The 26,435-nt window shown below is 39.7% G+C and carries 26 protein-coding genes; 17 read left to right on the forward strand and 9 right to left on the reverse strand.

Annotated features, from left to right (window positions below; translation table 11 throughout):
- Positions 1-20: 20 nt before the first annotated feature.
- The 3 genes from fliE to J8L98_RS09695 all read right to left on the reverse strand — a co-directional run bounded on the left by fliE (position 21) and on the right by J8L98_RS09695 (position 3,016).
- Entirely contained in the window at positions 21-353 is a 333-nt protein-coding gene (gene fliE, locus J8L98_RS09685) for a flagellar hook-basal body complex protein FliE (RefSeq protein WP_192506846.1), read from the reverse strand.
- Between the two features lie 159 nt (positions 354-512).
- Positions 513-1,910 carry a sigma-54 dependent transcriptional regulator gene (locus J8L98_RS09690; RefSeq protein ID WP_210996231.1) on the reverse strand — a complete coding sequence of 466 codons (1,398 nt, stop codon included), beginning with the start codon at positions 1,908-1,910 and terminating at the stop codon, positions 513-515.
- The gene (locus J8L98_RS09695; protein WP_210996232.1) at positions 1,907-3,016 is read right to left on the reverse strand and encodes an ATP-binding protein; all 1,110 of its coding nucleotides are present in this window, start codon (positions 3,014-3,016) and stop codon (positions 1,907-1,909) included. The genes J8L98_RS09690 and J8L98_RS09695 overlap by 4 nt, the downstream gene beginning before the upstream one ends.
- Before the next feature lie 357 nt (positions 3,017-3,373).
- On the opposite strand from J8L98_RS09695, the gene J8L98_RS09700 reads away from it, so the two are divergent.
- Positions 3,374-3,979 carry a DNA-3-methyladenine glycosylase I gene (locus J8L98_RS09700; protein ID WP_210996233.1) on the forward strand — a complete coding sequence of 202 codons (606 nt, stop codon included), beginning with the start codon at positions 3,374-3,376 and terminating at the stop codon, positions 3,977-3,979.
- Positions 3,980-3,997: 18 nt separating this feature from the next.
- Here J8L98_RS09700 and J8L98_RS09705 read toward each other — a convergent pair whose 3' ends face one another.
- Together J8L98_RS09705 and J8L98_RS09710 are read right to left on the reverse strand one after the other, a co-directional pair.
- Positions 3,998-5,431 carry a sigma-54-dependent Fis family transcriptional regulator gene (locus tag J8L98_RS09705; protein ID WP_210996234.1) on the reverse strand — a complete coding sequence of 478 codons (1,434 nt, stop codon included), beginning with the start codon at positions 5,429-5,431 and terminating at the stop codon, positions 3,998-4,000.
- A gap of 163 nt (positions 5,432-5,594) precedes the next feature.
- Entirely contained in the window at positions 5,595-6,380 is a 786-nt protein-coding gene (locus J8L98_RS09710) for a flagellin (protein ID WP_210996235.1), read from the reverse strand.
- A 236-nt stretch (positions 6,381-6,616) separates the two neighbouring features.
- On the opposite strand from J8L98_RS09710, the gene pseB reads away from it, so the two are divergent.
- Genes pseB through J8L98_RS09725 form a run of 3 tightly spaced genes read left to right on the forward strand, consistent with a single transcriptional unit; the run spans position 6,617 to position 9,957 of the window.
- A complete protein-coding gene (pseB, locus tag J8L98_RS09715) occupies positions 6,617-7,618 on the forward strand; it encodes a UDP-N-acetylglucosamine 4,6-dehydratase (inverting) (RefSeq protein WP_210996236.1) in 1,002 nt (333 codons plus the stop codon).
- Entirely contained in the window at positions 7,615-8,769 is a 1,155-nt protein-coding gene (gene pseC, locus J8L98_RS09720) for a UDP-4-amino-4,6-dideoxy-N-acetyl-beta-L-altrosamine transaminase (RefSeq protein WP_210996237.1), read from the forward strand. The genes pseB and pseC overlap by 4 nt, the downstream gene beginning before the upstream one ends.
- A gap of 54 nt (positions 8,770-8,823) precedes the next feature.
- Positions 8,824-9,957 carry a Gfo/Idh/MocA family oxidoreductase gene (locus J8L98_RS09725; RefSeq protein WP_210996238.1) on the forward strand — a complete coding sequence of 378 codons (1,134 nt, stop codon included), beginning with the start codon at positions 8,824-8,826 and terminating at the stop codon, positions 9,955-9,957.
- A gap of 27 nt (positions 9,958-9,984) precedes the next feature.
- Here J8L98_RS09725 and J8L98_RS09730 read toward each other — a convergent pair whose 3' ends face one another.
- Genes J8L98_RS09730 through pseI form a run of 4 tightly spaced genes read right to left on the reverse strand, consistent with a single transcriptional unit; the run spans position 9,985 to position 14,363 of the window.
- Complete coding sequence (locus tag J8L98_RS09730; protein ID WP_210996239.1) at positions 9,985-11,499, reverse strand: class I adenylate-forming enzyme family protein; 1,515 nt, start codon at positions 11,497-11,499, stop codon at positions 9,985-9,987.
- A complete protein-coding gene (locus J8L98_RS09735) occupies positions 11,492-13,066 on the reverse strand; it encodes a hypothetical protein (RefSeq protein ID WP_210996240.1) in 1,575 nt (524 codons plus the stop codon). Before J8L98_RS09735 ends, J8L98_RS09730 begins: the two co-directional genes overlap by 8 nt.
- Positions 13,063-13,308 (reverse strand): hypothetical protein, encoded by a 246-nt coding sequence (locus tag J8L98_RS09740; protein WP_210996241.1) that lies wholly within the window; start codon positions 13,306-13,308, stop codon positions 13,063-13,065. The genes J8L98_RS09735 and J8L98_RS09740 overlap by 4 nt, the downstream gene beginning before the upstream one ends.
- Positions 13,309-13,319: 11 nt before the next feature.
- Positions 13,320-14,363: a pseudaminic acid synthase gene (gene pseI, locus J8L98_RS09745; protein WP_210996242.1), complete on the reverse strand. Its 1,044-nt coding sequence runs from the start codon at positions 14,361-14,363 to the stop codon at positions 13,320-13,322.
- A 198-nt stretch (positions 14,364-14,561) separates the two neighbouring features.
- Between pseI and J8L98_RS09750 the strand changes: the two genes are divergently transcribed.
- The 13 genes from J8L98_RS09750 to J8L98_RS09810 all read left to right on the forward strand — a co-directional run bounded on the left by J8L98_RS09750 (position 14,562) and on the right by J8L98_RS09810 (position 26,428).
- Positions 14,562-15,275 carry a glycosyltransferase family protein gene (locus J8L98_RS09750; protein WP_247682493.1) on the forward strand — a complete coding sequence of 238 codons (714 nt, stop codon included), beginning with the start codon at positions 14,562-14,564 and terminating at the stop codon, positions 15,273-15,275.
- A gap of 68 nt (positions 15,276-15,343) precedes the next feature.
- Entirely contained in the window at positions 15,344-16,291 is a 948-nt protein-coding gene (locus J8L98_RS09755) for an SDR family oxidoreductase (protein ID WP_210996244.1), read from the forward strand.
- Complete coding sequence (locus J8L98_RS09760; RefSeq protein ID WP_210996245.1) at positions 16,288-16,872, forward strand: SIS domain-containing protein; 585 nt, start codon at positions 16,288-16,290, stop codon at positions 16,870-16,872. Before J8L98_RS09755 ends, J8L98_RS09760 begins: the two co-directional genes overlap by 4 nt.
- Positions 16,865-17,863 (forward strand): GDP-mannose 4,6-dehydratase, encoded by a 999-nt coding sequence (locus J8L98_RS09765; RefSeq protein ID WP_210996246.1) that lies wholly within the window; start codon positions 16,865-16,867, stop codon positions 17,861-17,863. Before J8L98_RS09760 ends, J8L98_RS09765 begins: the two co-directional genes overlap by 8 nt.
- A 4-nt stretch (positions 17,864-17,867) precedes the next feature.
- Positions 17,868-18,926 carry a methyltransferase domain-containing protein gene (locus tag J8L98_RS09770; protein ID WP_210996247.1) on the forward strand — a complete coding sequence of 353 codons (1,059 nt, stop codon included), beginning with the start codon at positions 17,868-17,870 and terminating at the stop codon, positions 18,924-18,926.
- 5 nt (positions 18,927-18,931) lie between these two features.
- Positions 18,932-19,594: a class I SAM-dependent methyltransferase gene (locus J8L98_RS09775; RefSeq protein ID WP_210996248.1), complete on the forward strand. Its 663-nt coding sequence runs from the start codon at positions 18,932-18,934 to the stop codon at positions 19,592-19,594.
- Positions 19,594-20,397 carry a transketolase gene (locus J8L98_RS09780; RefSeq protein WP_247682494.1) on the forward strand — a complete coding sequence of 268 codons (804 nt, stop codon included), beginning with the start codon at positions 19,594-19,596 and terminating at the stop codon, positions 20,395-20,397. Before J8L98_RS09775 ends, J8L98_RS09780 begins: the two co-directional genes overlap by 1 nt.
- Entirely contained in the window at positions 20,394-21,314 is a 921-nt protein-coding gene (locus J8L98_RS09785) for a transketolase C-terminal domain-containing protein (RefSeq protein WP_210996249.1), read from the forward strand. The genes J8L98_RS09780 and J8L98_RS09785 overlap by 4 nt, the downstream gene beginning before the upstream one ends.
- A complete protein-coding gene (locus J8L98_RS09790) occupies positions 21,311-21,898 on the forward strand; it encodes an HAD family hydrolase (RefSeq protein WP_210996250.1) in 588 nt (195 codons plus the stop codon). The genes J8L98_RS09785 and J8L98_RS09790 overlap by 4 nt, the downstream gene beginning before the upstream one ends.
- A complete protein-coding gene (locus tag J8L98_RS09795; RefSeq protein ID WP_210996251.1) occupies positions 21,895-22,911 on the forward strand; it encodes a phosphotransferase in 1,017 nt (338 codons plus the stop codon). Before J8L98_RS09790 ends, J8L98_RS09795 begins: the two co-directional genes overlap by 4 nt.
- Complete coding sequence (locus J8L98_RS09800) at positions 22,912-23,955, forward strand: zinc-binding dehydrogenase (RefSeq protein ID WP_210996252.1); 1,044 nt, start codon at positions 22,912-22,914, stop codon at positions 23,953-23,955.
- Positions 23,942-25,390: a hypothetical protein gene (locus J8L98_RS09805; RefSeq protein ID WP_210996253.1), complete on the forward strand. Its 1,449-nt coding sequence runs from the start codon at positions 23,942-23,944 to the stop codon at positions 25,388-25,390. Before J8L98_RS09800 ends, J8L98_RS09805 begins: the two co-directional genes overlap by 14 nt.
- A gap of 9 nt (positions 25,391-25,399) precedes the next feature.
- On the forward strand, positions 25,400-26,428 hold the full coding sequence (locus J8L98_RS09810) for a radical SAM protein (RefSeq protein ID WP_210996254.1): 1,029 nt from the start codon (positions 25,400-25,402) through the stop codon (positions 26,426-26,428).
- The last annotated feature ends 7 nt before the right edge of the window (positions 26,429-26,435 follow it).

Genomic DNA, 26,435 nt, shown 5'->3' on the forward strand with positions numbered 1-26,435 from the left:
TACTCTCCACTACCCAAAAATTATACTGGCATGCTCATGATTTCTTTGTACGACTCAACAAGCTTATTGCGAACTTGCACCGTTGCTTCAAAAGCAACGGAAGATTTTTGTGAGGCAATCATCACTTGAGAAAGAGAGACACTGCGATCTCCCATCTCCATGGCCGTTACCTTAGATTTTGCATCTTTTTGTAAGCCACTTACAGTATTAATTGCATCTGATAGCAAATCACCAAATTGTGCAGAAGATGTAGCGGCACTTTGTACTGGCATGGTTGCATCAGGTTTATTACGTGTCGCCTCGATAGCGAGTGACTGCATTTCTTGATATAAAGTATTAGGTTGAATGTTCATGTGCTGATCCTGTAAATTTGTTACATACAGAACACTGCACTAATCATGCCAATTAATTATCTATAATAATCAATGAGTTAAATGGAGATTTGATAGTGCCATATTATTGACAGGAGAAAAGCCAGACAGCGCTGGCTTCCATTCATTAATAAAAATTAATCACGCCGGAAGAGCAATACCTAGATCTCGCATTTTAGCCAGCTTATAGCGTAACGTCCTCGGACTCATGCCCAGTACTTCAGCAACATCTTTACGCTTGCCTTGGTAACGTGATAGTGTCTCTAAAATAATCTGATGCTCTTTATCTTGTAGTTCACTTTTATAATCAGTACTTTCGCTTTGGACGTCTACATTATTAGAACGCTCTAACTGGTAGTTCAACTCCACACTCACGGTATTATCTATCAGTGTAGGTTCTGGTAAATCCATAGTTTCAGTGTTTTCAATAAAAATGTCTTGTGCGAATATCGTATTGCCCTGTAATAAAATGAGGGCTCGTTGCACAACATTATCTAGCTCTCGTACATTACCAGGCCAATTGTGAATTAGCAGTTTTTTCTTAGCACCATCATCAATCACAGGAGTTAATTTCCCCGACTTACTGCAATGTCTCGCGACCAAGTGCTCCGCCAATACAATAATGTCACCAGGGCGTTGATGCAGCGGCTTCCACATAAGCGGGAACACATTAAGGCGGTAATAAAGATCTTCTCTAAATGTGCCTTTCGCTACTGCTTCTTTTAAATCTCGGTTACTCGTAGCTAATACGCGCACATTTAACTCAATAGTTTTTCTTCCTCCTAATCTTTCAACTTCTCTTTCTTGTAAAACTCGCAGTAACTTTGCTTGTAGGCCCAGTTCCATTTCCGTTATTTCATCTAACAAGATAGTGCCACACTGAGCTTGTTCAAACTTACCTGGGCATGCTTGAATTGCACCTGTGAACGCCCCTTTTTCGTACCCAAATAAGGTTGCTTCTAGCATGTTTTCAGGTATAGCTGCGCAATTAATAGCAACAAATGGTGAATCTACTCGGTCAGACTTATCATGAATATAACGCGCGAGTACTTCTTTACCTGAACCGCTCGGACCTAAAACCATAACACTTGCATCTGACTTTGCAACTTTAGCTGCTAACTCCAAAAGCTGTAAACTTTGCGCGTCTGCTACAATCGGACCATCTGTTTCTTTCGTTTTCTCTGGCATATAACGACTAACCATATTAAGCAATACTTCTGGTGCAAAAGGTTTTGCCATATAATCAATCGCGCCTAAACGCATTGCTTCCACCGCGTCATCAATCGTCGCATAAGCAGTCATCATTAGTACAGGCAAATCAGGGTAATTTAATTTGATGGTACGCAGTAAATCAATACCACTCATTGTCCCCATTTGAACATCACTCACAACCAACGAGAAACGTTGCTGTTTTAATAAAATTACGGCTTCTTCAGCACTTGCAGCTTCTACACATTCAAGTCCAGCCAATTGTAATGTGTCTAACAATGCTTCACGCAAACCTGCATCGTCTTCAACGACTAATATAGAATGACTCATACAGCCTCCAATTGTTCCATATCAAATGAAATAGGTAACAACAAACTAAATTGTGCTCCTCCTTCCTCAATATTACTCACTTCGACCTTACCTTTATGAGAGTTTGCAACAGAGTTAACCACAGCTAAACCAAGCCCAGTACCTTGGCTCTTAGTAGTAAAAAATGGTTCAAATAGTTTACTTTTCAATGACTCATCAACGCCGGGACCATTGTCTGTTACAGAAATTCTAACTCTATCGGATCCGGGTTCTCGTTTAGCACTCACCACAACATGCGCATTACTTCCAATGATTTGAATACTGTTATGAATTAAATTTTGAATCGCACCGGCCAAGGCTGTTTTATTACCAACTATTGCAATATCTGGCTCTGGTAGCACCACATCTAATATACTTTCGTGCATCAATACCATCGCATCTGATCCAGCCTTAACTTCACTCAACAATTGCTGCATAGACACTGATTCAACAACTTGCTCCTCACCACTTTTAGCAAATAACAGCATATCATTTACTTGCGATTCTAAATCTTTAAGCCGTGACATAAGCTTCTCATGAAAACGTATTCGTGCAGTGCCTAACATTTTATTACTGCCCAAATTTGCGGCATAAAGCATAGCTGCTGAAAGCGGAGTGCGAACTTGATGCGCCAAAGATGCCACCATCTTGCCTAAAGCGCTCAAACGTTGCATATGCGCCATTCTTGCTTGCAATTGTCGAGTTTCAGTGAGGTCGGTCATTAAGATAAGCTGCCCAGGCTCTGGGGTAAGCGCTGAGATATCTAGCTTAATCAAACGACCATCTTTAAGAGATACCTCATGACCATCATCTTGTTTCGGGCAAAAAGAGCGTTGAATAATGTTAAACCACTTCTCCCCCTCTAGTGGCTCACCTAACATATCTATGGCGATTTGGTTGGCTTTAGCTATCATTCCTTGACCATCTAGCACAATCACACCTGCAGGCATTGTGTCAACTAAATGACTTAGCCAACTCGCCTGTTGACGCAGGTCGCTCAACTCACCAACATAGGCCTCTTGTAATAAGCAAGGATTAAATTGCGACGATGGAGTAAAGCCTGGATTTAAAATATGTGCTAAAGCCATAATAAAATTCTCAAATAAAAATTCTTACCATAGATAAAGCACACTTTATGCCAACTTTATTTTCATTTGTTTTCAATATATTACGTAAAAAAAGCACCAGCATTTTTTTGACGGTCACCATAAGCTTGGAAATACAAGCCATGCAGATGAAGCTCAGTATTAGGAAAAGGCCGTCGCTTCACAGATTCAAAGCATACCAATTCCTCTATATGTGGTACTTTATAATCAAAATGATAAAAACCAATGGACCGCAGTCAAAGCACTCTATCAATACCATGCCACTCAGATAAGTGATATGAAAAATGATGCGCGGAACCAACCTGTTAGTAGCATCGTCTGCTATTTCGGAGAGAGAATATGTGTACACGCTGTCTATGGGTAGACCAATCAAAACCGGATTATATTGAATATCATGATGTGGAGTGGGGCGTACCCGTTATGGATGACCAAACGTTGTTTGAATTCATTACACTAGAGTCCGCACAAGCGGGGCTTAGCTGGTATACCATTTTAAAAAAACGTCAAGGTTATAAAAATGCATTTCATCAATTTCGAGTTGAAGATGTTGCACTAATGACGGAAGCTGATGTGGAGCGTTTATTAAGTAACACCGATATTATTAGAAATAAGCTAAAAATACGCGCTACCATCAATAACGCGCAAGCATTTATTAACATTCAACAAGAGTTCGGTAGCTTTGCTCGCTATCAATGGCAGTTTGTGAATTTCAAGGTTGTCATTAATGATATTGCAAGTAAAGAAGACTATCTAGCAACGAGTGATATTAGTATCACGTTTGCTAAAGATTTAAAAAAACGCGGGTTTAAATTCTTAGGCCCTACGACTGTATACGCCCATATGCAGGCTTGTGGAATGGTCAATGACCATGATAATGCGTGCTTTAGAAAGCAAGAAATTATTAACACCTACCAAAATTTAGATATAAAACAACGCTTAGCCTAATCAGTGCCTAACCTTAATTTACTCTTTATTAAGGTTATATTTTTTCATTTTTTCAACCAATGTCGTGCGGCGTACGCCTAACACTTCAGCCGCCCGAGCAACAATATAGTCATACCGCTCCAGCGCTTGAGAAATTAAACTCACTTCTAATTCTGCCAAATACTCTTTTAATTCTATACCTTCTGCTGGTAAAGAGCCTAACGTTTGTTCACTTACTTGAAACTCCGGTTCTGGATCTTCGTCATAATCACTAAACCCACCACTAAATAGTTCATTAAATGCGTCTTTTTCTCGCAGTTCTTCTGGGTACTCAGGCTCAAACGCATCAACTTCGATATGTCGATATTTATTTGGTAAATCCGTGACATCTACCACCTTTTCAGGAAACATAATGACCATACGCTCAACCAAATTTGCCAACTCACGTATATTACCAGGCCACGTATGTGCTTTTAAACTTTCAATAGCCCGTTCAGTAAATTTAGCACCAGTGCCACTTTGTTCATTAACACGGCGCATTAATTCCTTCAACAATAATGGAATATCATCCGCTCGTTCATGTAGTGATGGGTTTTCAATCGGGAAAACATTAAGGCGATAATATAAATCTTCTCTAAATTGTCCACTTTCAATCATGTCTTCTAAGTTACGGTGAGTCGCGGCAATTACTCTAACATCTGCTTGAATCGCTTTCGTCCCCCCAACTCTTTCATAGCTGCGCTCTTGTAAAACACGTAGTAACTTAACTTGCATTTGTAACGGCATATCACCGATTTCATCTAAAAACAAGGTTCCACCTTGCGCTAATTCAAATCTCCCTTTTCTTGCAGAAATAGCGCCAGTAAATGCCCCTTTTTCATGACCAAATAATTCACTTTCAAGTAACTCACCCGGTATAGCACCACAATTAACCGGTACAAAGGGTCCATTATTTCTTTTTGACAATAAATGTACATTGCGTGCAACAACTTCCTTACCGGTACCTGATTCACCTAAAATGAGAACGTTGGCATCAGTTTTTGCTACCTGAGAAATTAAAAAACGGACTTGTTTAACTGCGTCGGTCTCGCCAACCAGTCCATCAAATGATTTGCCATTCGTTTTATCCGATTGACCGGGAAGCATCCTGAGATACTGCTGACTGTCATGCAATAACTGCATAGTAATATCATGACCAAATGGTTCAGTAATTAGGCCTATAACATTGGCTAAGCTTAATAAAGGTTTAAGCGTTTCTCCGACAAGTAGAAACGGAGTCGCTGGGTATGATTTAATTACACTCTCATGTTGCAACTCAGTCAAAGCACCTAGTACGACGATCGCATCTGACCCTAACTTTTTTTCTTGAGATAAGAATTCGTCGTCAATAACTTGAGATGATTGTCCAACAAAGTTCAACGACGCACACAAGCTACTAGCTCGGTTATTATTATTATCGAGGATCAAAACCATCTTAACGAGTCCAACTTTCAAGGTGATAGTGTAAAGTTAAGATTGTAAGGCACTTACGGAGGGATGCAATACCTAAGTGGCAAATTTTTGACATCATCGCCAAAAAACTGCCACCAATTATGCTTTGAATCAATACTTATTGATTAGATTGAGCTATTCGTCATTACAACAGTCCAAGTACTGATGATGCAGACTGATTTGCTTGCCCACGTAAAGCAATTGACGCTTGAGACAAGATATCATTTGCAGTTTGTTCCGAAATAGCTTGTGCATAGTCAGTATCTTGGATACGGCTTTGGCTTGCTGCGATATTTTCTTGCTGTGTCCCTAAGCCGCGAATCGTACTGTTCAAAGTATTCTCGAAAGCCCCTAATTGCGTCCGCTGCGTGTTTACATCTTTAGAAGCTGTATCTGCAATATCTATCGCGGCTTGTGCTCCCGCCTGTGTCGAAATATCGACACTTGCAATAGCACTTGCAAAACTCCCATCTGTCGCCGTTATATTCTGTGTTGAGTTCGCATCAGGTCCCACTTGAAAACTTGTTTGCTCACCGTTAAACAACGACTTACCACCAAATGTTGTGTTTTCAAACGTTTCCGTAATTTGTGTTTGAAGTTGCGATACTTCATCTTGAAGAGCTTGCCGGTCAGAATCGGTTAATGCACCATTACCAGATTGAATTGATAACTCTCGGATCCGAGATACGGCATCATTAACACCAGACAAAGCTGAATCAGCGGTTTGAGAGTAAGAAATACCATCATAAGCATTACGGACGGATTGATTATACCCTTCTTGCTGAGAATTCAAGCGGTTAATTATTTGTAGTGCTGCCGCATCATCGGCCGCTGAATTCACTTTTTTCCCGGTTGCTAACTGCTGATTGAGTTTATTGCCAACCTGCTCAGTCCGGTTAAATGAATTAATACCAGAAGTTGGAATCTTCATAACGCCTCCCATCAGGTGCTACATTGATAACATATAGTACAAATACTAACCTGACTTGCGAAAAAAGTCACCTTATACCATGTTTATTAGATTGGCCTTGGCATAATTACTGCAAATTCATTTTAAGTATTATAAAGTACTGACAATTAAATTCTTTCTGAACGGTTGCTGCAATAATCAGACAACCTGTTATGTGTATCTGTAAAGTATTTGATGCACTTAAGCTAGGTGACTATATGTTTAACAACAAAACTATTTTAATTACTGGCGGTACAGGGTCCTTCGGCAAAAAGTATGTAAAAACTTTGCTCGCTCGATATAAGCCGAAAAAAATCATTGTATTTTCTCGTGATGAGCTCAAACAATTTGAAATGCAGCAAGATTACAACCATCAATGTATGCGCTACTTCATCGGTGATGTAAGAGATAAGGATCGACTAAGGCGTGCTATGCGAGGCGTCGATTATGTAATTCATGCAGCAGCGCTTAAGCAAGTCCCTGCCGCTGAATATAACCCGATGGAATGCATAAAAACAAATATTAACGGGGCTGAAAATGTCATCGAGGCAGCTCTGGATTGCAATGTTGAGAAAGTCATCGCTTTATCTACTGATAAAGCAGCAAATCCTATTAATTTATACGGAGCTACCAAATTAGCCTCAGACAAATTATTTATTGCAGCCAATAATATTGCTGGCGGTCACAATACCACTTTTTCTGTCGTGCGCTATGGCAATGTTGTGTGTTCTAGAGGTTCCGTCGTTCCTATTTTTCAAAAATTCATTGATGAAGGTAGAGATCACATACCAATCACTAACGAAGATATGACTCGGTTTTGGATAAGCCTGCAGCAAGGTGTCGATTTTGTTCTTAAGAATTTTGAGCGGATGTTAGGGGGAGAAATTTTCGTACCCAAAATACCATCAATAAAAATTACCGACTTAGCCACGGCCATGGCACCAAATTTACCCCAGAAAATAATTGGTATTCGTCCCGGTGAGAAACTTCACGAAGTGATGTGTCCATCAGATCTGTGCTTTGAAACCTATGAATTTCATGATCACTTTGTAATCGCTCCTGGGATTATATTTAGCAGCCGAACCAATAACTTTGACATTAATGCCATTAATGAAAAAGGCAAAAAAGTAAACATTGGATTTGAATATAACTCGTTAGACAATCCAGATTATATGACAATCGATGAAATCCTAGCGTTCAATCGTCAGGCTTTAATATGATCTCGTATGGAAAGCAATCTATCACACAAGCGGATGTAGACGCTGTTGTTGCTGTACTTAACTCTGATTGGCTTACTCAGGGACCTAAAGTTCCCGAGTTTGAGCGCGCAATATGTGATTATGTCGACTGTCAGTATGCTGTGGCAGTAAACAGTGCGACCTCTGCTTTGCATATTGCTTGTTTAGCACTTCAAGTTGGAGAGAATGACCTCGTATGGACGTCCCCTATCTCATTTGTGGCTAGCAGTAATTGTGCTTTATACTGCGGTGCTAAAGTTGACTTTGTTGATATAGAACCCAATACCGGTAATATGTGTGCTAAGGCTCTTGAAGCAAAGTTAGCCCATGCGAAAACAATGAATCAACTCCCTAAAGTCGTCATTCCAGTGCATTTAGCAGGGCAAACCTGCGATATGGAATATATATCCAAACTATCTAAGATATATGGCTTTTCTATTATAGAAGATGCATCTCACGCCATCGGTGGTAAATATTACGATAAGCCTATTGGTTCCTGTACTTACTCTGACATCACTATTTTTAGTTTCCATCCGGTCAAGGTTATGACCTCTGCTGAAGGGGGGGTGGCACTAACGAACAATTCGGCCCTTGCTCGTCAAATGCAGATGCTACGTAGCCATGGGGTTACGGCCGAGGATGATGAAATGACCGAACCGTCACATGGACCTTGGTATTATCAACAAGTATGCCTCGGATTTAACTATCGCATGACCGATTTACACGCTGCGCTTGGTTTGAGTCAATTAAAAAAAGTTGATTCATTTGTTACGCGACGCCATCAACTTGCAAATATCTATAACCAATTGCTTGACAGTCGTTTAGTCACTCCGCTGAATCAGGTCGATAACCGTTACTCCGCCTATCATTTATATATTATTTTATTAAATGAGCCCAACAAGACGTTACACCACACATTAGTATCTGGGTTAAGAGACAAAGGCATAATTGGTCACGTACATTATATTCCTATTCACTTACAGCCTTATTATAAAGAGATGGGTTTCAAACCAGGGGAGTTTCCTAATGCCGAGCGCTACTATCAAAGTGCTGTTACTTTGCCATTACACCCTGATTTAACCCAAGATCAAGTTAAATATGTGGTTAAAACTGTCCATGATATTTTAGGCTAAAGTTTTCTCTTACGCTGACGATTCCTAATTAACTTATTTACCTCAGAGGCTTTTATGCTAGATACCCGCCCATCGCTCAAACTTGCATTTATCGGAGGAGGCAACACATCAGCTGTTGGATATGTTCATTTCTGCGCTGCCCATATGGATAATAAATTTCAAGTCGTTGCAGGGGCATTCTGCCGTACTCAAGCAAATAACCAAGCAACGGGCGTCCAATGGGGGATATCACCAGATAAGGTGTATCTCGATTGGCGGGATATGGTTAAGAAAGAGCACTGTAACGTGGATGCTTTTGTCGTATTAACACCTACGCCTCACCACTTAGAAGTACTACAGTATCTATTTAGCAAAAAAGTACCTGTTATTTGTGAAAAAGCCATGGTGTGTGACCCTAAAGAAATAGAAGCACTGCAACCTTTCTATTCTAAAGCGCAATTCTTAGCCGTAACATTTAACTACAGTGGTTATGCAATGGTTCGAGAGCTGAAGCATTTAATTAATCAAGGAAAATTGGGGGAGATCCAAAAGGTTCACTTAGAAATGCCACAAGAAGGCTTTAGACGTCCTCCAGATATTGCAGGAAAAGCCGCCAGCCCTCAAGCATGGCGCTTGCAAGATGGAGAAATTCCCACTATTTGTCTTGATTTGGGTGTACATTTACATCATCTAGCCAGCTTTTTAATCGAAGAAGAAGCAAGTCAGACAATTGCTGAATTCAGCAACCACTCTCAGTATGACGACATTATTGATGATGTACACATGCTATTAAAGTACCCGAGTGGCGTAAAAGGCAGCATGTGGATGTCTAAAACAGCAATAGGCCACAGAAATGGCTTACAAGTCCGAGTCTACGGAGACAGGGGCAGTGCCAAATGGTTTCAACTTAACCCCGATGAAATAGAATTAAACTACAACGACGGGCGCCGCGAGATATTAGATCGAGCCGGCCAATGTGAATATGCAGATCAATTTAGATACAACCGCATGAAGCCAGGACACCCTACTGGCTTTGTCGAAGCTTTTGCTAATTTGTACAGTGATATTGCTGATAATTTAAGATGTTATCAAAATGGTGATGAACAAACTTCTCCCTATGTTTTTGGATTAGAGCATGCTAACGACGGACTGAAGCTTTTTAGTGCAGCAAAACGGTCGTCGCTCAGTCTAAAATGGGAGTCTATATAACTCTCAAGGCTTATAAGTTCATTCCTGCTAACTGGGGCTTTCATACATGCGTTTGATACTTGGCTTATGAATTTTCCCCATTTCGGTTTTTGGCAATTTATCTAGTTCTAATAGAACTCTTGGTTGTTGATAATCAGTTAGCTGGGTTAAAAAATGCAGTTTTAGTTGAGTCTTTACATCTTCTAAGGCTTTATTTTTCAACGTATATGCGACTAAAATAACCTCCCCAAATTGAGGATCTTCAACACCCAAAGCAGCACACTCATCAAGCCAAGGTAATTGGTTAGCAACTAACTCTATATCGCTTGGAAACACATTGATCCCACCCGATTTGATGACTTCTTTTGTACGCCCAACGTAGTACAAATAACCCCTTTCATCCAAAAACCCCAAATCTCCTGTATAAAAAAAGCCATCGTCGTCATAGCTATCAGATGTTTGTTGCTCTAAATTAAAATACTCGACAAACTGTGTATTTGAGCGACATGCGATTTCCCCTATCTCTCCGTGTGCTAAGCTGTCACGGCCTACTGAGCATATTTTTACTGTAACGTGAGGCAATGGACGACCTACACTTTTTAATGGAACCCCCGCTTCTGTTATATCAAAGTCACTAATCACGCCCATTTCTGAGGCACCATAACACTCATGAAAGCGACACTCTAACACCTCTAATAGCTTTGACTTATCCGCTTCATCCAAGGTTGCTGATGAGGAAACGATACACCTAACACTCGTCAAATTTCGACCTTGAATTGGCTCAATTAAAGCTTTTAACTGATTTGATACGGCAAACAAAAAGCTAACTTGGTGCGTCTCTATCGCCATTAACCAAGCCTGTACGGTAAATTTGGGCAATATAACGGCTGTCGCTCCTAGCATTAATGGCATTAACAAACTTCGCTGACCCAACGAGTGGTATAACGGTGTAGAGACTAAAACAACCTCTTCACTAGACAGGTTGTAATAATCGACTGTCGCTGTAAATGCGCGATTGATTTTAGTATCTTGCGTAAAAACAATCGGTTTTGGCTGACCGGTTGAACCTGAAGTCATTGTCAAAATATAAGGATTGCTACCAAGTCCAATTGGAAAGTCAACCACGCTTTGAGCGCATAGGTGCTCCAAGGTTAACTCTGTCAATCCTGAGCTCCCAACCGTCACTATATGTTCGACTGGTATACATGCCAAATCAGCAACGGCCTTTGCAACAGTTGGCCATGCAAATACAAAGTCGCATTGTGCACTGTGTAACGCGGTCTCTAACGCGTGCCCTTTCATTGTTAAAGGCAATGGCACTAAAGCAGCACCTAATTTCGCGGTAGCAAGTAAACATAAAGCAAACTCAATATTATTTGGACAAAACAGTGCTATTTTACTTGTATCACGCACGCCTAGCTGCCACATCCCGCTTGCTAAGCTATCAACCTTGTTTATAAGATCGACATAAGTGACGACGTCTTTTTGATATACACATGCTTTTTTATTGGGGGTAGCAACACTATGCTCTGCCACTAGTTGATATATATTTGGATTATTCATTGGCGTATCGCACCACAAAATTAAACTCAGCATCAGCGTGAGGAAAAAGGCTTTGCGTCGCCATGTGAAAAGAAGACGCTTGGGGGGTTTCAACAAACCCCATGTAACGATTTAATAAATTGACGAACTTGTTTTCTTTATGGATCACCGCAAGCCAGTGTGCTTGTGGGTAGCGTTCACCACAAAAATCTAGTTGCCACTGTAAGATCAGCATAGCAATATTAAAAGGCACGTCCTCATGTGTGGTAAACCAACCTCCATATAGGTATTCAATACCATTACAGTGATGTAATTGATGCCAAATATACGCGATGACTTTACCATTTTGTTCAACAGCATATGAGTGCCGCTTATTATTAAACCACCATAGGTAATGTGTTAATCGCTCGATTGGTTCTGTTACCGTCATTCGTTTCGCATTATTAGGTTTATTTCTAGCGGCTAAATAATCGTTAACATCTCCATCAAATATCGGCCTCACAGATATAGAGCTTGATAAATGTTCGTAGTCATGAACATAACTAGCTAACCCTCTCGTCGTGGTATCTTGCTTAATTCCCATAAGTATATTAGCCACTCGGTGAACACCCCTTCCATCCACCGTTAAAGTACCCTGTCGCCTCAAGTCACCAATTCTAGGCAAGGCATTAAGTATCTTGTCAAAATTTTCGCCAAACAATTTCATTTGCGCCAAATCAATAAAGTCAAGGTGTAGAAAATGTCCTAACGCTTCTAAATGTGGTAGCTCATTGTGCTGATTTCTTGCTATTGAGAAGGTAATATTTGGCACGTGTAGTGCAGCAAGCTCGTACAATGAAGTACCTAATGCGCCAATAAATAAGTCACACCCAGCATAGTGTTTTGCCAATGATATAGGCGATTCCAATAAGGTAATCTCAGGTAACTTTTGAGATATGGCGTCTAACATCTCTCTGTTTTTCGCTTGCGGTCCAATAACAACCGAGATGTGCAATGTTTTCAGTAGTACTTGTGGAATGGCATTTATGAAGCCTGCAAATAAAGCTAAATCACCTCCCCCACCGAGTGATAACAAGATTCGGTTTTTACTATTATGAATATTTTCTATGCACGCATTTTTTGAGTATTCCGGTGATAGTAAAGCAAAATCAGGCCCTTGATATACTTGAGTGAAGTCAGGCACTTTATTGTCATATCTATGGCTGGTCTCACTGCCCTGCCATTTAGCATCAAAAAGAAAGTCGCAATAATGGGAGTTAGCTAAGTCATCAAAAACAACAACCTTACCGACTAAAGGTTGCAGTGCGCATTCATACTCATAGCCAAGCTCATAGTGATCGATAAAAACAAAGTCCGGATTTTCAGACTCTATAAGTGATTTGAGTAACCCTAAGTCATGTGTACTATTTGTTACCACATAATGCTGTTCACACGTCAAATCACTCAATAAATAACTAATATCAACTGAACTTCTATCTAAAATCAAGGTGAGTGTATAATGCCTCACTGTAAATTCGTGCAATAACCACTTCATGCGCATTAAATGCCCAATCCCTGCGCATGTTGAAATTCTTGCGATAATATTCATAGTGACTCTAAAATAGTAGAAACAAGCCCTGAGACCGTCGCATTTTTTTCATCGACTAGCTGTAATGGTGTTAGTTTTATTCCCGAGGCTAATTCCAACTCCATTATCATCGATAAAATTTCAAATGAATCCAGCAGACCTGAGGCGACAAAGTTAAAACATAATAATCTTTCACCTGAACACTCAATGCCTCTGACCATTAAAAACTCAGAGAAAAACAATAGTAACTGTTCTTTATTCATAATAAGCCCATCTATGTAATATCATTCCAGCTCAATTGAGTACCTTTAGGCAAAAAATGTGCCGCGGTTCTCCCGATGATATTTGGTAAATCTTTCGGGGCAAGTTCGCCACCACCGGGTCGCATATTTATTACATTACTATTGTCAAATTTAGCCCCAACCGCAACGTCACATGATGTATATAAACATCGTCTAAATGGCGACGGTTTTGTAGGATAGCAGATCGTTCCTACTGCTTTTTCTACTTGACGAACTCCATGCACCAATGCCTTGAGTTCATCTGGCGTCATAGAAAAAAAGCTATCTGCGGTTTCATGATCCTTACTTAACACAAAGTGCTTTTCAATCATGTGCGCACCAAAAGCAACAGAAGCAATTGGCACGTCATTCCCTAAAGTATGATCTGAAAGTCCAACAGGACACTGGAAGCTGTCAGCAAGGTGTGGGATTGTTTTGAGATTAATCGATTCCGCAGGCGCTGGGTATGTACTCGTACACTTTAATACGCATAATTCTTTCACACCGGCTTCTTCGGCAACTTGCACAGCATCCGTAATCTCATTCAACGTAGCCCCGCCCGTCGACATAATCACAGGCTTGCCTGTCGCTGCCACTTTTCGGATTAATTCATGATCGATTAGTTCAGGAGATGCAATTTTATAGGCTGGCGAGTCAAATGATTCTAATAAATCAACTGCACTGGCATCAAAAGGTGATGAAAATATGGTAATGCCAATTTTATTCGCTAGTTCAATCAGCGGTTTATGGAAGTCCCATGGCATGTAAGCACCTTCATACAAGTCGTAAAGATACTGTCCTTTCCAAGGGCCTTGATCAATATAAAAATGCGGTAAATCACACTTCATAGTGAGTGTATCTGCGCGATACGTTTGCAATTTGATAGCATCCGCACCAGCTTCTTTCGCGGCAATCACAATGGCTTTTGCTTGTTCCAAATCTTGTCCATGATTTGCAGACATTTCTGCAATAATATAAACAGGACATCCGGGGCCAATTTTTCTCCCATCAATAGAAATCTCTGATTTAAATGTCACAAGCATTCCTCTTCTTAATCTAATTTATGGTCAAACCAATGTGCAATCTTTGTGCCTTAACCTAAAACATTGCTCAATAAATGAAACATTACCTTGTTCTATAATAGGTTAAGTACTTTTTACTGTGTGAAACAGTGTAATGATTTGCTATATTGAACTCAATGATAATTATCACAAGTCTAAGTCATGTCCAATGTTATGATAATCATTCAAGCACGAATGACATCAACCCGATTGCCCGAAAAAGTCATGCTCCCTTTGTGCGGAAAATCGGTACTCCAGGTAATGATCGAGAGATTATCGGATTGGCATGAGCACATTATCGTTGCAACGACAAATGATGGCAGCGAACGACCTATATTAGATTTATGTAATAAATTGAACATTCGGACTTTTGAAGGCGATACCCAGGATGTATTAGGTCGTTATTACCATGCAGCTAAGCGCTATGGTGCAACTGAAAACACGACGATTGTGAGGCTCACAAGTGATTGCCCTCTCATCGATCAACAGTTATGTGCTCAAGTTATTTCGAAACGGCGACAACAAGAATACGATATGGTTAATTTAGGACCTCATAGCGGCTACCCACGGGGCCTCGATTGTTGCGCATTCTCATTTCGATTACTTAAGCATACCCATAATCAAGCAACGTCGGTCTCAGATCGTGAGCATGTAACGCTTGGCATGGCAAAATTTAACTCTATGTCTACTTACACCTTTAGTGCACAAGAAGACTTTAGTCACTACAGGCTCACCCTCGATGAACCTGATGACTATTTGGCAATCACGGCTATATATGACGCTTTTTGTGATTCTCTCAACTTTTCATACCCTGAATTACTTAAAATGCTAAAGAAAAAGCCCGAACTGTACGATATAAATAAACATGTTGAACAAAAAGGTGTCTAGCACGCTTGGTTTTGTATGTTAATTATCACGACGGTAGGCTCTACGTATAATAATTTTGAGAAAATATAATGAATTCTAAAACAGTACTCGTTACAGGTGCAACCGGTTATAAAGGCACCGTCCTAGTTCCAAAACTACTTAGCAAAGGCTATCGCGTTATCGCTCTAGATACTCAGTGGTTTGGAAACTTTTTGCCCAGTCATCGTAACTTAACTGTAATCAAAGGTGATGTTCGAGATACCCATAGTATCAATTTAGAAAACGTCGATGCGATTATCCACCTCGCTTCTATTGCTAACGATCCGTGTGGAGATTTGAACCCAAAACTCACATGGGAAGTCAGTGCACTGGCTACAATGCAGCTTGCAGATAAAGCCAAACGCCATGGTATTAAGCAATTTATTTACGCATCTTCTGGTAGTGTGTATGGCATCAAAGATGAAGAACATGTCACTGAAGACTTATCATTAGAGCCCATATCGGAATATAACAAAACTAAAATGGTCGCCGAACGGGTCCTTTTAAGCTACGCAAATGATATGGCTGTTCAAATTGTTCGCCCAGCAACCGTGTGTGGCTTGTCTTCTCGCATGCGTCTGGATGTATCAGTCAATATGTTGACAATGCAAGCATTACAAAATAAAAAAATTACTGTTTTTGGTGGCAAGCAAGTTCGACCAAATATCCATATTGATGATATTACTGATTTATATATTTATATGTTAGAGCACCCGAAAAAAACACAAGGTGTGTTTAATGCTGGCTTTGAAAACATTTCAATTTTAGATATTGCAAATCGGGTACAAGATAAAGTTGACTGTGAAATAGTCGTTACGCCATCAAATGATCCGCGCTGTTACAGAGTAAATTCTGACAAATTACTTGCTACAGGGTTTAAACCGACTAAGACCGTAGCCTGCGCAATAGATGAAATTTCGCAAGCTTATAATGACGGAAATTTAGTCGACCACCCTCGCTTTCATAACCTGCAATGGATGCAGCAGGAAATTCTATGAGCGAGCGCAGAAACAACATCACACAACTGGCAATAACCTATGTTAGTTCACTTTCGAACACATTAGCACAGCTAAATACAGATGCCTTGGCACTATTCGTTGACACACTCCTAAATATGCGCGAAAAGCGCGGTACGCTTTATTTGTGTGGTAATGGAGGGAGTGCAGCCAATGCAATTCACCTTGCAAACGACTTTACATTTGGCATCAACCCGCAAGGTAATGCATTAAAAGTTGAGGCCTTACCGGCTAATAGCTCGATACTGACATGTCTAGGTAACGATATCGGTTACGACAACATTTTCTCCCATCAGCTCAAAGTTAAAGCCGAACAACATGATGTTTTACTTGTGTTGTCTGGCAGTGGGAATTCACAAAATATTATTAACGCAATTTCACAAGCAAACAAAATTGGTATGACAACCGTCGGTATTCTCGGATTTGACGGTGGTAAGGCCAAAGCGCTACTCGACCAACCGTTTCACTTTGATATACAAGATATGCAAATTTCTGAAGATACTCAGGTTATCTTAGGTCACATATTGATGAAAGCGCTATACCAGGAGTTAAAAAATGAGTAATTCACCCATCTTAGTACTTGGTAGTAACTCCTTCTCTGGAGCGTCATTTTGTGCCCATATGTTAAGCCAAGATAAACGTGTTATTGCAGCAAGCCGCTCTCTAGAGCCTGTTGAAGCGCTACTCCCCTATAAATGGCAAACTAACTATCAGGATGCCTTACAATTCAAACAGTTGGACCTAAATCATCAACTAGATGACATTATCTCGCTTATTAAACGAGACAAAATAAGCACAATATATAATTTTGCAGCACAAAGTATGGTTGGTCAAAGCTGGGAATTCCCTGAACATTGGTTTATGACCAATGCGGTCTCAACCATCAAATTACACAATGCTCTACGCCAACTTGATACGCTTGATAAATATATCCATATATCCACACCCGAAGTATATGGCAGCTGCGAGGGTTTAGTACCTGAGCATCGCAACTATCAACCAAGTACGCCTTATGCAGTATCTCGTGCAGCAGCTGATATGAGTTTGCACACGTTTTCTGATGTTTATGATTTTCCGGTCGCATTTACGCGAGCTGCCAATGTCTTTGGCGAAGGTCAGCAGCTCTATAGAATCATACCGCGTACTATTTTATATATATTACTCGGTAAAAAACTCCCCCTGCATGGTGGCGGACACTCCACCCGCTCGTTTATTCACATAGATGACGTATCGCATGCCACACAACTGATAGGTGAATCTGGGAACAATGGCGAGGTTTATCATATTTCAACAGAAAGAATGATCACGATTCGCGCCATCGTAGAACTGCTCTGTGACATGATGGGTGTACCGTTTGATAAGGTCTGTGAAGTCACTGACGATAGATTAGGTAAAGATGCGGCTTATCTTTTAGATACCCAAAAAATCCGCGCCGAACTCTCTTGGGATGATAAAATAGAACTCGAAAACGGGCTACAAAGAACAATTAATTGGGTCTCAAATAATTTGGACATATTATCTAAACAACCTTTAGAGTACATTCACAAAACATAAACGATTGGAGATATTAATGGGAATGACATTAAGCGTCTTGGAAAAAACACTGACTTACTTTCCAAACAGTAACTCTCGGGTGCTAGATCTTGGGGCCCAACAAGTATTTGGTAATTTTTACCGCTCCGAAGAGTTTCAATTCTCTCCTCATGAGTGCTCTAAGTTTAATATTCCCGTTAAATCCGGGGTATATGCCCGAAACATTTACAAAGGTTTAGGGTTTACTTATAAAGCTATCGACTTAAGTGGTGAAGACTACAGTATAAGTATCGATTTAAATTTTGATAGTTATCAAGAAGAAGATAGTTTTGATGTTGTAACCAACTTTGGAACGTCAGAGCATATTATAAATCAAGTTAACTGTTTCAAAGCAATGCATGATGCATGCTCCCAAAACGGGGTTATGATACACTCATTACCATTTACTAGATTCTTTGAACACGGCTTTTACAATTACAACCCTAACTTGTTTCTTTCATTGGCGCTTGCAAATAACTATGAAATTGAATACTTTGCCATTGTTGAAGATAAAAATGGCGGCAGGATCCAAAGTGTATTTCATGAACTAGATAGTTTTTATAAGTATGAGGAACTGCCACTTAAAGACTTACTTTTGTATTGTGTTTTTAAAAAAACAACAAACACCCCCTTTAAGCTACCTCAACAAGAAAAATACACTTCGTTATCAATGAGGTATGCACAGCAAAAAAACAGCTTTTATGCTAACAGACTATTAGAATTGAGCATTGGCTGGGCGGTTGATATTCAAAAATTTTTAAAAAGTGTACCTCAACAGCCGTTTGCCCTATATGGCGGTGGTGAGTTAAGTCAGAATATTCTATCCGTAGAGAAGTGTAGAAAAAACATACTAGTTATCATTGATGCTGATCAAAGCAAACACGGAACTGAAATTTATGGTATACCAATAATTTCTCCCTCCGAGATACCCAAAAGCATAAATCATATATATTTAACAATTGACATTCACTCTACTGTTATCGAGAGTTACTTGAAACAGTTTAGTACTCAAAATTACAAGTTCAGCGGATATTTTATAGGTTAATGACCATGCTAGGAAACGAAATCAACCTTTTAAAGAATTACCCTCAATCAAAAAGAGACACAAAAGGAAGAGCAAAGATAATAACAGAAGTTGACAGAGAAATAGCTCGTCAGTATGGCAAAGATTTTTTTGATGGTGATCGTACTTATGGGTATGGTGGTTTTAGCTATATGCCACGCTTTTGGCAACCTGTTGTCCCCGATATTCAATCTCATTTTAATCTAACAAGCAATAGTTCATTATTAGATATAGGGTGTGCTAAAGGGTTTATGCTTTATGATTTAATGCAACACATACCGAACATATCACTGACAGGCCTCGATATTTCAAAGTATGCCCTCAAACATGCAAAACCAGAAGTAAAAGACTTGTTGCAGCTTGGTAATGCGAAAGCGTTGCCATTCGAAGACAATAGCTTTGATGCTGTTATGTCAATTAACACAATCCATAACCTCGATGAACAAGAGTGTGGCACCGCCCTGCAAGAGATTGAGCGTGTCAGTAAAGGAAAGTCATTCATTACAGTCGATGCCTACCGAGATGATGAAGAGAAAGAACGTATGCTAGAGTGGGCTTTGACTGCAAAAACGATAATGCATGTAGATGACTGGAAAGTCTTTTTTCAAGATCACGGGTACACCGGTGATTTCTATTGGTTCATACCATAATGGATATCACAGCAATCAGTGCACAAATGAGGCACACATTATGTGATGTTTCATCTAAAACAAAAACACCGCACCTAGGAAGTTGCCTGTCCGCAATAGATATTCTTAGCGTACTTTACTGGAAAATAATGCGCGTAGATCCTCAGCAACCAAATGCGCGCGACAGAGACTACTTTTTACTCGGGAAAGGCCATGCCGCAAGTGCACTATATACAACGTTGGCCTATCGTGGTTTTTTCGATATTGACGCACTTTACGAACATGGGCAAACCAATAGCCAGTTTGAAGAGCACCCAGGAGTCAATGCCCCTGCCGGTGTAGAAACGGTGTCCGGCTCATTAGGCCATGCATTGTCTTTAGCAACTGGCATGGCACTCAGTTGTAAACTACAAAACATGCCAAATCACTTCTATGTACTCATGGGGGATGGTGAGCTCAATGAAGGAACTGTATGGGAAGCTGCAATGTTTGCCGCTGGAAAACAGCTTGATAATTTAGTGGCAATTGTAGATTTTAATAAATTACAGGGCACAGGTGAAAGCTGTCAAATTATGCACTTAGAACCATTAGAAAAAAAATGGGCCGCGTTTGGTTGGCACACAATTCGACTCGATGGCCATGACACTGGTGCGTTAGAGTCAGCGCTTAAAGAAGCAAAGCTAATTTCTAAACCGGTCTGTATTGTGGCAGATACAGTTAAAGGCAAAGGTATTTCATTTATGGAGAATGACAATAATTGGCATTACCGTATCCCTAATTCTGATGAAGTAATCATGGCAAAGAAGGAGCTAGGACTACAATGAGAAATGCCTTTGCTCGTGTATTAACCGAACTCGCAAAAGTTGATGAAAGCCTCTTGCTTTACTATGCCGACATAGGCAACCGACTCTTTAATCCACTGAAAGAGTTTGCTGCAGAACGTACAATTAATGCCGGTATTGCCGAAGCGAATATGGCATCTATGGCTGCGGGTTCTGCTATGATGGGCCATAAACCATTTATTTATACTATCACCCCATTTACGACATCTCGTAATTTTGAACAAATTAAAATTGATATTGCATACCAAAATCAGCCAGTGATCATTGTTGGCACTGGTTCAGGGCTATCTTATGCTAATTTAGGGCCCACCCATCATTCCTTTGAAGACATAGCATTGATGCGGAGTCTGCCAAATATGAATATCGTATGCCCTGCCGATGCCCAAGAACTAGAAATATTAATGCCACAACTTATTGCATTAAATAAACCGTGCTATTTTAGAATTGGTAAAAAGAATGAACCTAAAGTACACCACAACCAACCTGATCTGCAGTTTGGACGTGCCTTTAGGATGGAACACGGTACCCAATTAGCAATACTATCAACTGGTACTATCATGCCATTAGCCCAAGCATTGTATCGCGCTATAGAGGCCCGCGGCATATCAGTTGAGTTAGTGAGTTACCATACCGTTAAGCCTCTTGATACTGATTACTTAAATGCCGTAAGTCAACGCTTCAAGCACATAATCACCCTGGAAGAGCATAATGTGAATGGTGGCTTTGGCAGCGCTGTTTTAGAACATATTTCTGCATTAACTTATGCACCCAAAGTCCATCGTTTCGGCATCCCTGACCACTTTATCGATCAAGTACATAGCTGTGAAGACGCCCGCAAAAAAGCAGGGCTTACAGTAGAGAATATTATCAATCAATTAGTTGAGAGAGAGGTACTATGATTATTGGGATTGACTTTGATAATACCATTGCAGATTACACTGGAGTATTTCATGAAGTTGCACGGAAGTTAGGCTGGATCCCTCCGCATATAGGTCAATCAAAAACACAAGTCAAAGAATTTTTTATTACGCAAAATCAGGAACCAAAATGGACTGAACTTCAGGGAATTGTGTATGGTTCTCATATCACCTTGGCACCTGCGTACCAACATTGCCTAGATGTACTTAAACAGCTAAAACAACAAGGCCATCAGCTCATCATTATTTCTCATAAAACTAAATACCCAATCATTGGCGAACCGACTGATTTACATCAAGCTGCTACGCACTGGTTAAAAGAGAAAGGGTTTACTGAATGTGGGACTGCTCCAATTGACGTTAACGATGTCTACTTTAATGAAACTAAGTCAGAAAAGGTGGAGCGAATTAAACTGAGTAAGTGTGATGTTTTCATTGATGATCTGGAAGAAATTCTAGCGCATAATCAATTCCCTAAACAGTGTAAAAAGATACTTTTTTCTGACCAAGGCTCGTCACTGTATGACTGTATTGATACGTGGGCAGACTTTAATTCGAAAGTATGATGAACACCAATATTGAGCGTTTCCTAACACAACATTTAAATGAATCGTCTTGGCAAATTCACACCATTTCTGCGGGTGCAAATAATCAAGTATGTAAAGTAGTAACATCAGACAATACTTATTTTCTAAAATGCTTTGCACCGTCATATTCTGCACAATATAAATTACAAAATGAATTTTCATTTACTCAAGCATTGTTTAATGCCGGTATAGAGCGTGTATCTACGCCACTATATTATGACAAAGAATTACTCATCGCATTGTATCAGTTTATCGAAGGACGCCCTGTTACTACAATTACGGATTGGCATATCAATGAAGCGGTTGAGTTTATTATTCACTCTAACTCAAATGATACACTTACAGAGAAACTCAACATCGCGTCCGAAAGCCCTAATACGCTTTATGGATTTATCGAAATTGTGCAAACACGGCTCACTAATCTAGCTTCTGCTACGGTCCCTAAGCACTGCGAAACACCATTAAAAGACATTTTGACACAGGTTCAACATAAGCTCTTTGCTCTAAAACAGCAAACCGATGATAGTTGGCATCACATTATCGAAAGAAGTTGTGTCTCAGCCTCTGACTTTGGCTTTCACAATGCCATTGAAGAGCACCATCAGGTCACTTTTATTGACTTCGAGTACGCAGGATTAGACACACCATGGAAGCTCATTTGTGATTTTTATGCACAACCAGCCATTCCTATTCCCCTGTCTTATTTGCCACATTTACTCGAACTGAGCATTTTTTCAACTGTAAAACGCCAACCTGCTAATTTTGCAATTGTTTTTGAACTAACCTTATTGAAGTGGGTACTGATTATGCTGAATGAGTTCTTACCTCATGTTCAGGCTCGGAGAAAATTTTCTTGGAATAATTCTTGCATTAATTCAACGGAACAACAGCTAAATAAAGCACAGGAAAAACAACTAGCAAAGAGCGCTCAGTATTTGTCTGAGATCCCAGCAAAAGTTCTAAGTATTAAAACACAATTAAGAGATGTCTAAATGAAAGCAGCTGTATTATTTGAAACCGGCCAACCGCTCCAAATTGTTGATGAAATTAAACTGCCAGAGTTAACTCGGGGACAAGTACAAGTCAAAATAATTTATAGTGGTCTATGCCATTCGCAGTTAATGGAAGTGAATGGTGGGAGAGGTGAAGATAAATACCTTCCTCATTTACTCGGACACGAAGGCGTTGGTATCGTTGAAGCGATTGGTAAAGATGTCACCAAAGTACAGCTTGGAGATAAAGTCGTTATTGGCTGGATAAAAGGTCAAGGTATCGATGCGCCTGGCGGGAAGTACCCTCATGATAATTATGTGATCAACTCTGGGGGCGCAACCACACTTGCAGAGCAAAGTATTGTTGCAGAAAATAGGGTCGTAAAATTACCGCACCAATTCCCTGAAAAACTAGCAATGTTACTTGGTTGTGCATTACCCACAGGACTTGGCCTAGTATTCAATGAACTAAAACCTGAGAAAAACAAAACCATTGCGATATTTGGACTTGGCGGGGTTGGCATGAGTGCTTTACTGGCCGCAAAACTATTTAATCCAACTAAACTCATTGCCATTGACGTAACGAATGACAAACTTAAACTTGCTAAAGAATTAGGTGCAACTGACATCGTAAATGCAAGTACCCAGGACCCCGTTGCGGCAATCCTTGCATTGACTGATAATATTGGTGTTGATTACAGCATTGAGGCTGGTGGTACTACACAGACTATTGAGCAAGCATTCGAATCTGTGAGAGATGCCGGTGGACAATGTATTTTTGCCTCTCATCCGAGCAATGAATTAAAAATTCAATTAGAGCCACATGCATTCCATCGTGGTAAATCAATTCGTGGTAGTTGGGGTGGAGGCAGTAATCCAGATAAAGATATTCCGATGTTTGCCGATTTATATAATAACCAATCTCTAAATATTGCACCGCTTATTTCAAAAGAGTACGCTCTTGAGGAAATTAACGAGGCACTTCAAGATTTAGAGAGTAAATCAATCGTGAGAGCGTTAATTTGTTGCCATGCAGAAAAATAATATGCTAAATGTGCTGAACTTTCCGACTCCCAATCAATCAAAAAATAAGGATAAGGTTGTTGTATACGGGTTCGGTCAAGCCGGAAAAGATACAGTTGCGATAAAAAGTAAAGCTGTAGACATCCTTGCTATATGTAATACATTCGCTATTGAGTACAAAGAATACCATGGTATTCCAATTATTACGCCCGATGAGCTAGCTCGATTTTCATTCGATAAAATCATTATAGCCAGTGTTTATATTGATGAAATTAGAGAAACGTTAACTCATTTTCACATTCCAAATGATAAAATTGAAGTTTATGAGCCGCCTAAAATTTTAATCGATAAACGATTTTTTGATGCAAAAAAGCTAATTAATACCCTTTCTAATAATTCGACTAAGGTCACCAGTGGACACTTAACTAAAACCGTAGAATCTTTACTATCTAAACCAAGTAACACGCTCAGCTATAAAGAGTGGCTGCTAATATATGACTTTTTAATTGTAAGTAAAGCATTCCCATTAGCGCTGCAGTGTCGCCAAAAGAGCATACAAGCTTTACTTCAATTGAATCCTCGGGAACTAAACAATGAAATGTTATGCGAGTATTTGCTTGCCTTGTTTGATACAAATGAACTCGAACAATTAAAGACGCTTCTTGCCAAGAATAAAGTTAGGTTAAGTAAAGACGATAAATCCTACTTTACACTTTTACTTAACTTTGCTCATGGAAAAGCACAATACACCAAGTATAACTATGATCAAAAATGTTCAGTTAGTAATGATTTTACAAAGCTAATAAAAAACAAGGAGGTAGCAATTATAGGTCCATGCTTGAACAACCTAGAGCAAGGTAAAGAAATAGATAGCCATGACATTGTTATTAGGTTCCTTCCCTCTCTATCAGGTGGATTAGATGTCTCAATGGCTGGATCTAAAACCGATATTGTTTATGTTTCTGCACACAAGTTGCAAACTATGAAATCTGAAAATAGTACTCTGCTTAAATTGCCCAATGTTATCTATGTACTTGAACCTACATTTAACGGGGAAAAACTCAACTTAACCAATAATCAAAGACTAATTACTTACGCAGGTAAAATGAAGTTATTTCATAGTTTCGGTAATTTCATTTTGAGAATATTGATTGATATTGTTCAAGCTTCACCCAAAAAAATTACGGCTTTTAATTTTGATTTATTTACATCACCTACACCTTACGTGCCTAGCTATCTAACTTTTTTAGATAGCGATAAAAATGCAAATATAGGTGAAAACTTACTAGTCAATCAAGCTGTATTTCACGACTTTGCGTCTCAACACAATTTTTTAAAAATATTGAAAAAGTCAGGCTCATTACATTGCGACAAAATTTTGTCACAGTTATTAGAATTGAGCTCTGAGGACTACTATTCACGGTTGCAAACTGCATTCAATAAGAATGGGTTTTAAGGGGCTAATATGAGTAATAATAATCTATCTGCGGACTTTGATGTAGATACACCCATAGATCACAATTACCATGTTGATACCAACGCGAAAATTGAACGTTGGGAATCAACGTTACCAAAAGAGTATTGGGATTATCGGCAAGAATGGGAAAGCCACCCACAGAACCGTATTGTCCAACAGTTTCCCATTCACCTTGATATCGAAGCAACCAGCTCATGCAACTTAAAATGTACTATGTGTCCACGCACAGAAATGGAAGCCAATGGGACGTTTTGGAAAGTAGAGAATTTTGATTTTGAGCTTTATAAAAAGTTAATTGATGAAGGTGTTGCTAATGGTCTACGGTCAGTTAAGTATAACTACCTCGGTGAGCCATTATTAAACCCAAAGCTATTTAAGATGATTGAGTATGCGAAAGAAAAGGGGGTTATTGATGTAATGTTTAATACCAATGCCACCTATCTATCAGAGAAAAACGCAGAAAAGCTTCTTAATTCAGGTATTGATAAACTATTCTTCTCTTTTGATTCGCCAACCAAAGCACAATATGAAAAAATTAGGGAAGGCGCTGAATTTGAGGAAGTACTTGGTAATATTAAGCGTTTTATTCGAATGCGTGATGAACGAGGTTCAATCAAGCCCTTTACTCGTGTTTCTATGGTGCTAATGAAAGAAAACCAAGACGAATGGCCCAAATTCAAAATGTTATTTGAGCCGATTGTCGATGCCGTTGCTTATGTGGATTACTTAGATCACGGTGACCAAAATAACGACGAAATGACCCTGATCGACCTTACCGCTAGAGACAATAGATTCTGCTGCCCACAATTATGGCAACGCATGTTTGTTCACCCAGATGGAGTAGCCACGGTATGTTGTATTGATAGTAAAAGAGAACTGGTTGTCGGCAATGTCCATGAACAAACCATCTCCGAAATTTGGCAAGGTGACAAATACACTAATCTAAGAAAATTACATGCTGAAGGACGGTCTCACGAAATACCGGCATGTGCACGTTGTCCACTCGCTAAATATTGAGGCTTTT

Origin of the sequence: Pseudoalteromonas sp. MMG013 (assembly GCF_018100885.1) — a bacterium.
Taxonomy (GTDB): domain Bacteria; phylum Pseudomonadota; class Gammaproteobacteria; order Enterobacterales; family Alteromonadaceae; genus Pseudoalteromonas; species Pseudoalteromonas aurantia.

Coding starts and splice junctions, on each gene's coding strand:
- fliE (WP_192506846.1), bottom strand. CDS start 353: ATGAACATTCAACCTAATACTTTATATCAAGAAATGCAGTCACTCGCT.
- J8L98_RS09690 (WP_210996231.1), bottom strand. CDS start 1,910: ATGAGTCATTCTATATTAGTCGTTGAAGACGATGCAGGTTTGCGTGAA.
- J8L98_RS09695 (WP_210996232.1), bottom strand. CDS start 3,016: ATGGCTTTAGCACATATTTTAAATCCAGGCTTTACTCCATCGTCGCAA.
- J8L98_RS09700 (WP_210996233.1), top strand. CDS start 3,374: ATGTGTACACGCTGTCTATGGGTAGACCAATCAAAACCGGATTATATT.
- J8L98_RS09705 (WP_210996234.1), bottom strand. CDS start 5,431: ATGGTTTTGATCCTCGATAATAATAATAACCGAGCTAGTAGCTTGTGT.
- J8L98_RS09710 (WP_210996235.1), bottom strand. CDS start 6,380: ATGAAGATTCCAACTTCTGGTATTAATTCATTTAACCGGACTGAGCAG.
- pseB (WP_210996236.1), top strand. CDS start 6,617: ATGTTTAACAACAAAACTATTTTAATTACTGGCGGTACAGGGTCCTTC.
- pseC (WP_210996237.1), top strand. CDS start 7,615: ATGATCTCGTATGGAAAGCAATCTATCACACAAGCGGATGTAGACGCT.
- J8L98_RS09725 (WP_210996238.1), top strand. CDS start 8,824: ATGCTAGATACCCGCCCATCGCTCAAACTTGCATTTATCGGAGGAGGC.
- J8L98_RS09730 (WP_210996239.1), bottom strand. CDS start 11,499: ATGAATAATCCAAATATATATCAACTAGTGGCAGAGCATAGTGTTGCT.
- J8L98_RS09735 (WP_210996240.1), bottom strand. CDS start 13,066: ATGAATATTATCGCAAGAATTTCAACATGCGCAGGGATTGGGCATTTA.
- J8L98_RS09740 (WP_210996241.1), bottom strand. CDS start 13,308: ATGAATAAAGAACAGTTACTATTGTTTTTCTCTGAGTTTTTAATGGTC.
- J8L98_RS09750 (WP_247682493.1), top strand. CDS start 14,562: ATGATAATCATTCAAGCACGAATGACATCAACCCGATTGCCCGAAAAA.
- J8L98_RS09755 (WP_210996244.1), top strand. CDS start 15,344: ATGAATTCTAAAACAGTACTCGTTACAGGTGCAACCGGTTATAAAGGC.
- J8L98_RS09760 (WP_210996245.1), top strand. CDS start 16,288: ATGAGCGAGCGCAGAAACAACATCACACAACTGGCAATAACCTATGTT.
- J8L98_RS09765 (WP_210996246.1), top strand. CDS start 16,865: ATGAGTAATTCACCCATCTTAGTACTTGGTAGTAACTCCTTCTCTGGA.
- J8L98_RS09775 (WP_210996248.1), top strand. CDS start 18,932: ATGCTAGGAAACGAAATCAACCTTTTAAAGAATTACCCTCAATCAAAA.
- J8L98_RS09780 (WP_247682494.1), top strand. CDS start 19,594: ATGGATATCACAGCAATCAGTGCACAAATGAGGCACACATTATGTGAT.
- J8L98_RS09785 (WP_210996249.1), top strand. CDS start 20,394: ATGAGAAATGCCTTTGCTCGTGTATTAACCGAACTCGCAAAAGTTGAT.
- J8L98_RS09790 (WP_210996250.1), top strand. CDS start 21,311: ATGATTATTGGGATTGACTTTGATAATACCATTGCAGATTACACTGGA.
- J8L98_RS09795 (WP_210996251.1), top strand. CDS start 21,895: ATGATGAACACCAATATTGAGCGTTTCCTAACACAACATTTAAATGAA.
- J8L98_RS09800 (WP_210996252.1), top strand. CDS start 22,912: ATGAAAGCAGCTGTATTATTTGAAACCGGCCAACCGCTCCAAATTGTT.
- J8L98_RS09805 (WP_210996253.1), top strand. CDS start 23,942: ATGCAGAAAAATAATATGCTAAATGTGCTGAACTTTCCGACTCCCAAT.
- J8L98_RS09810 (WP_210996254.1), top strand. CDS start 25,400: ATGAGTAATAATAATCTATCTGCGGACTTTGATGTAGATACACCCATA.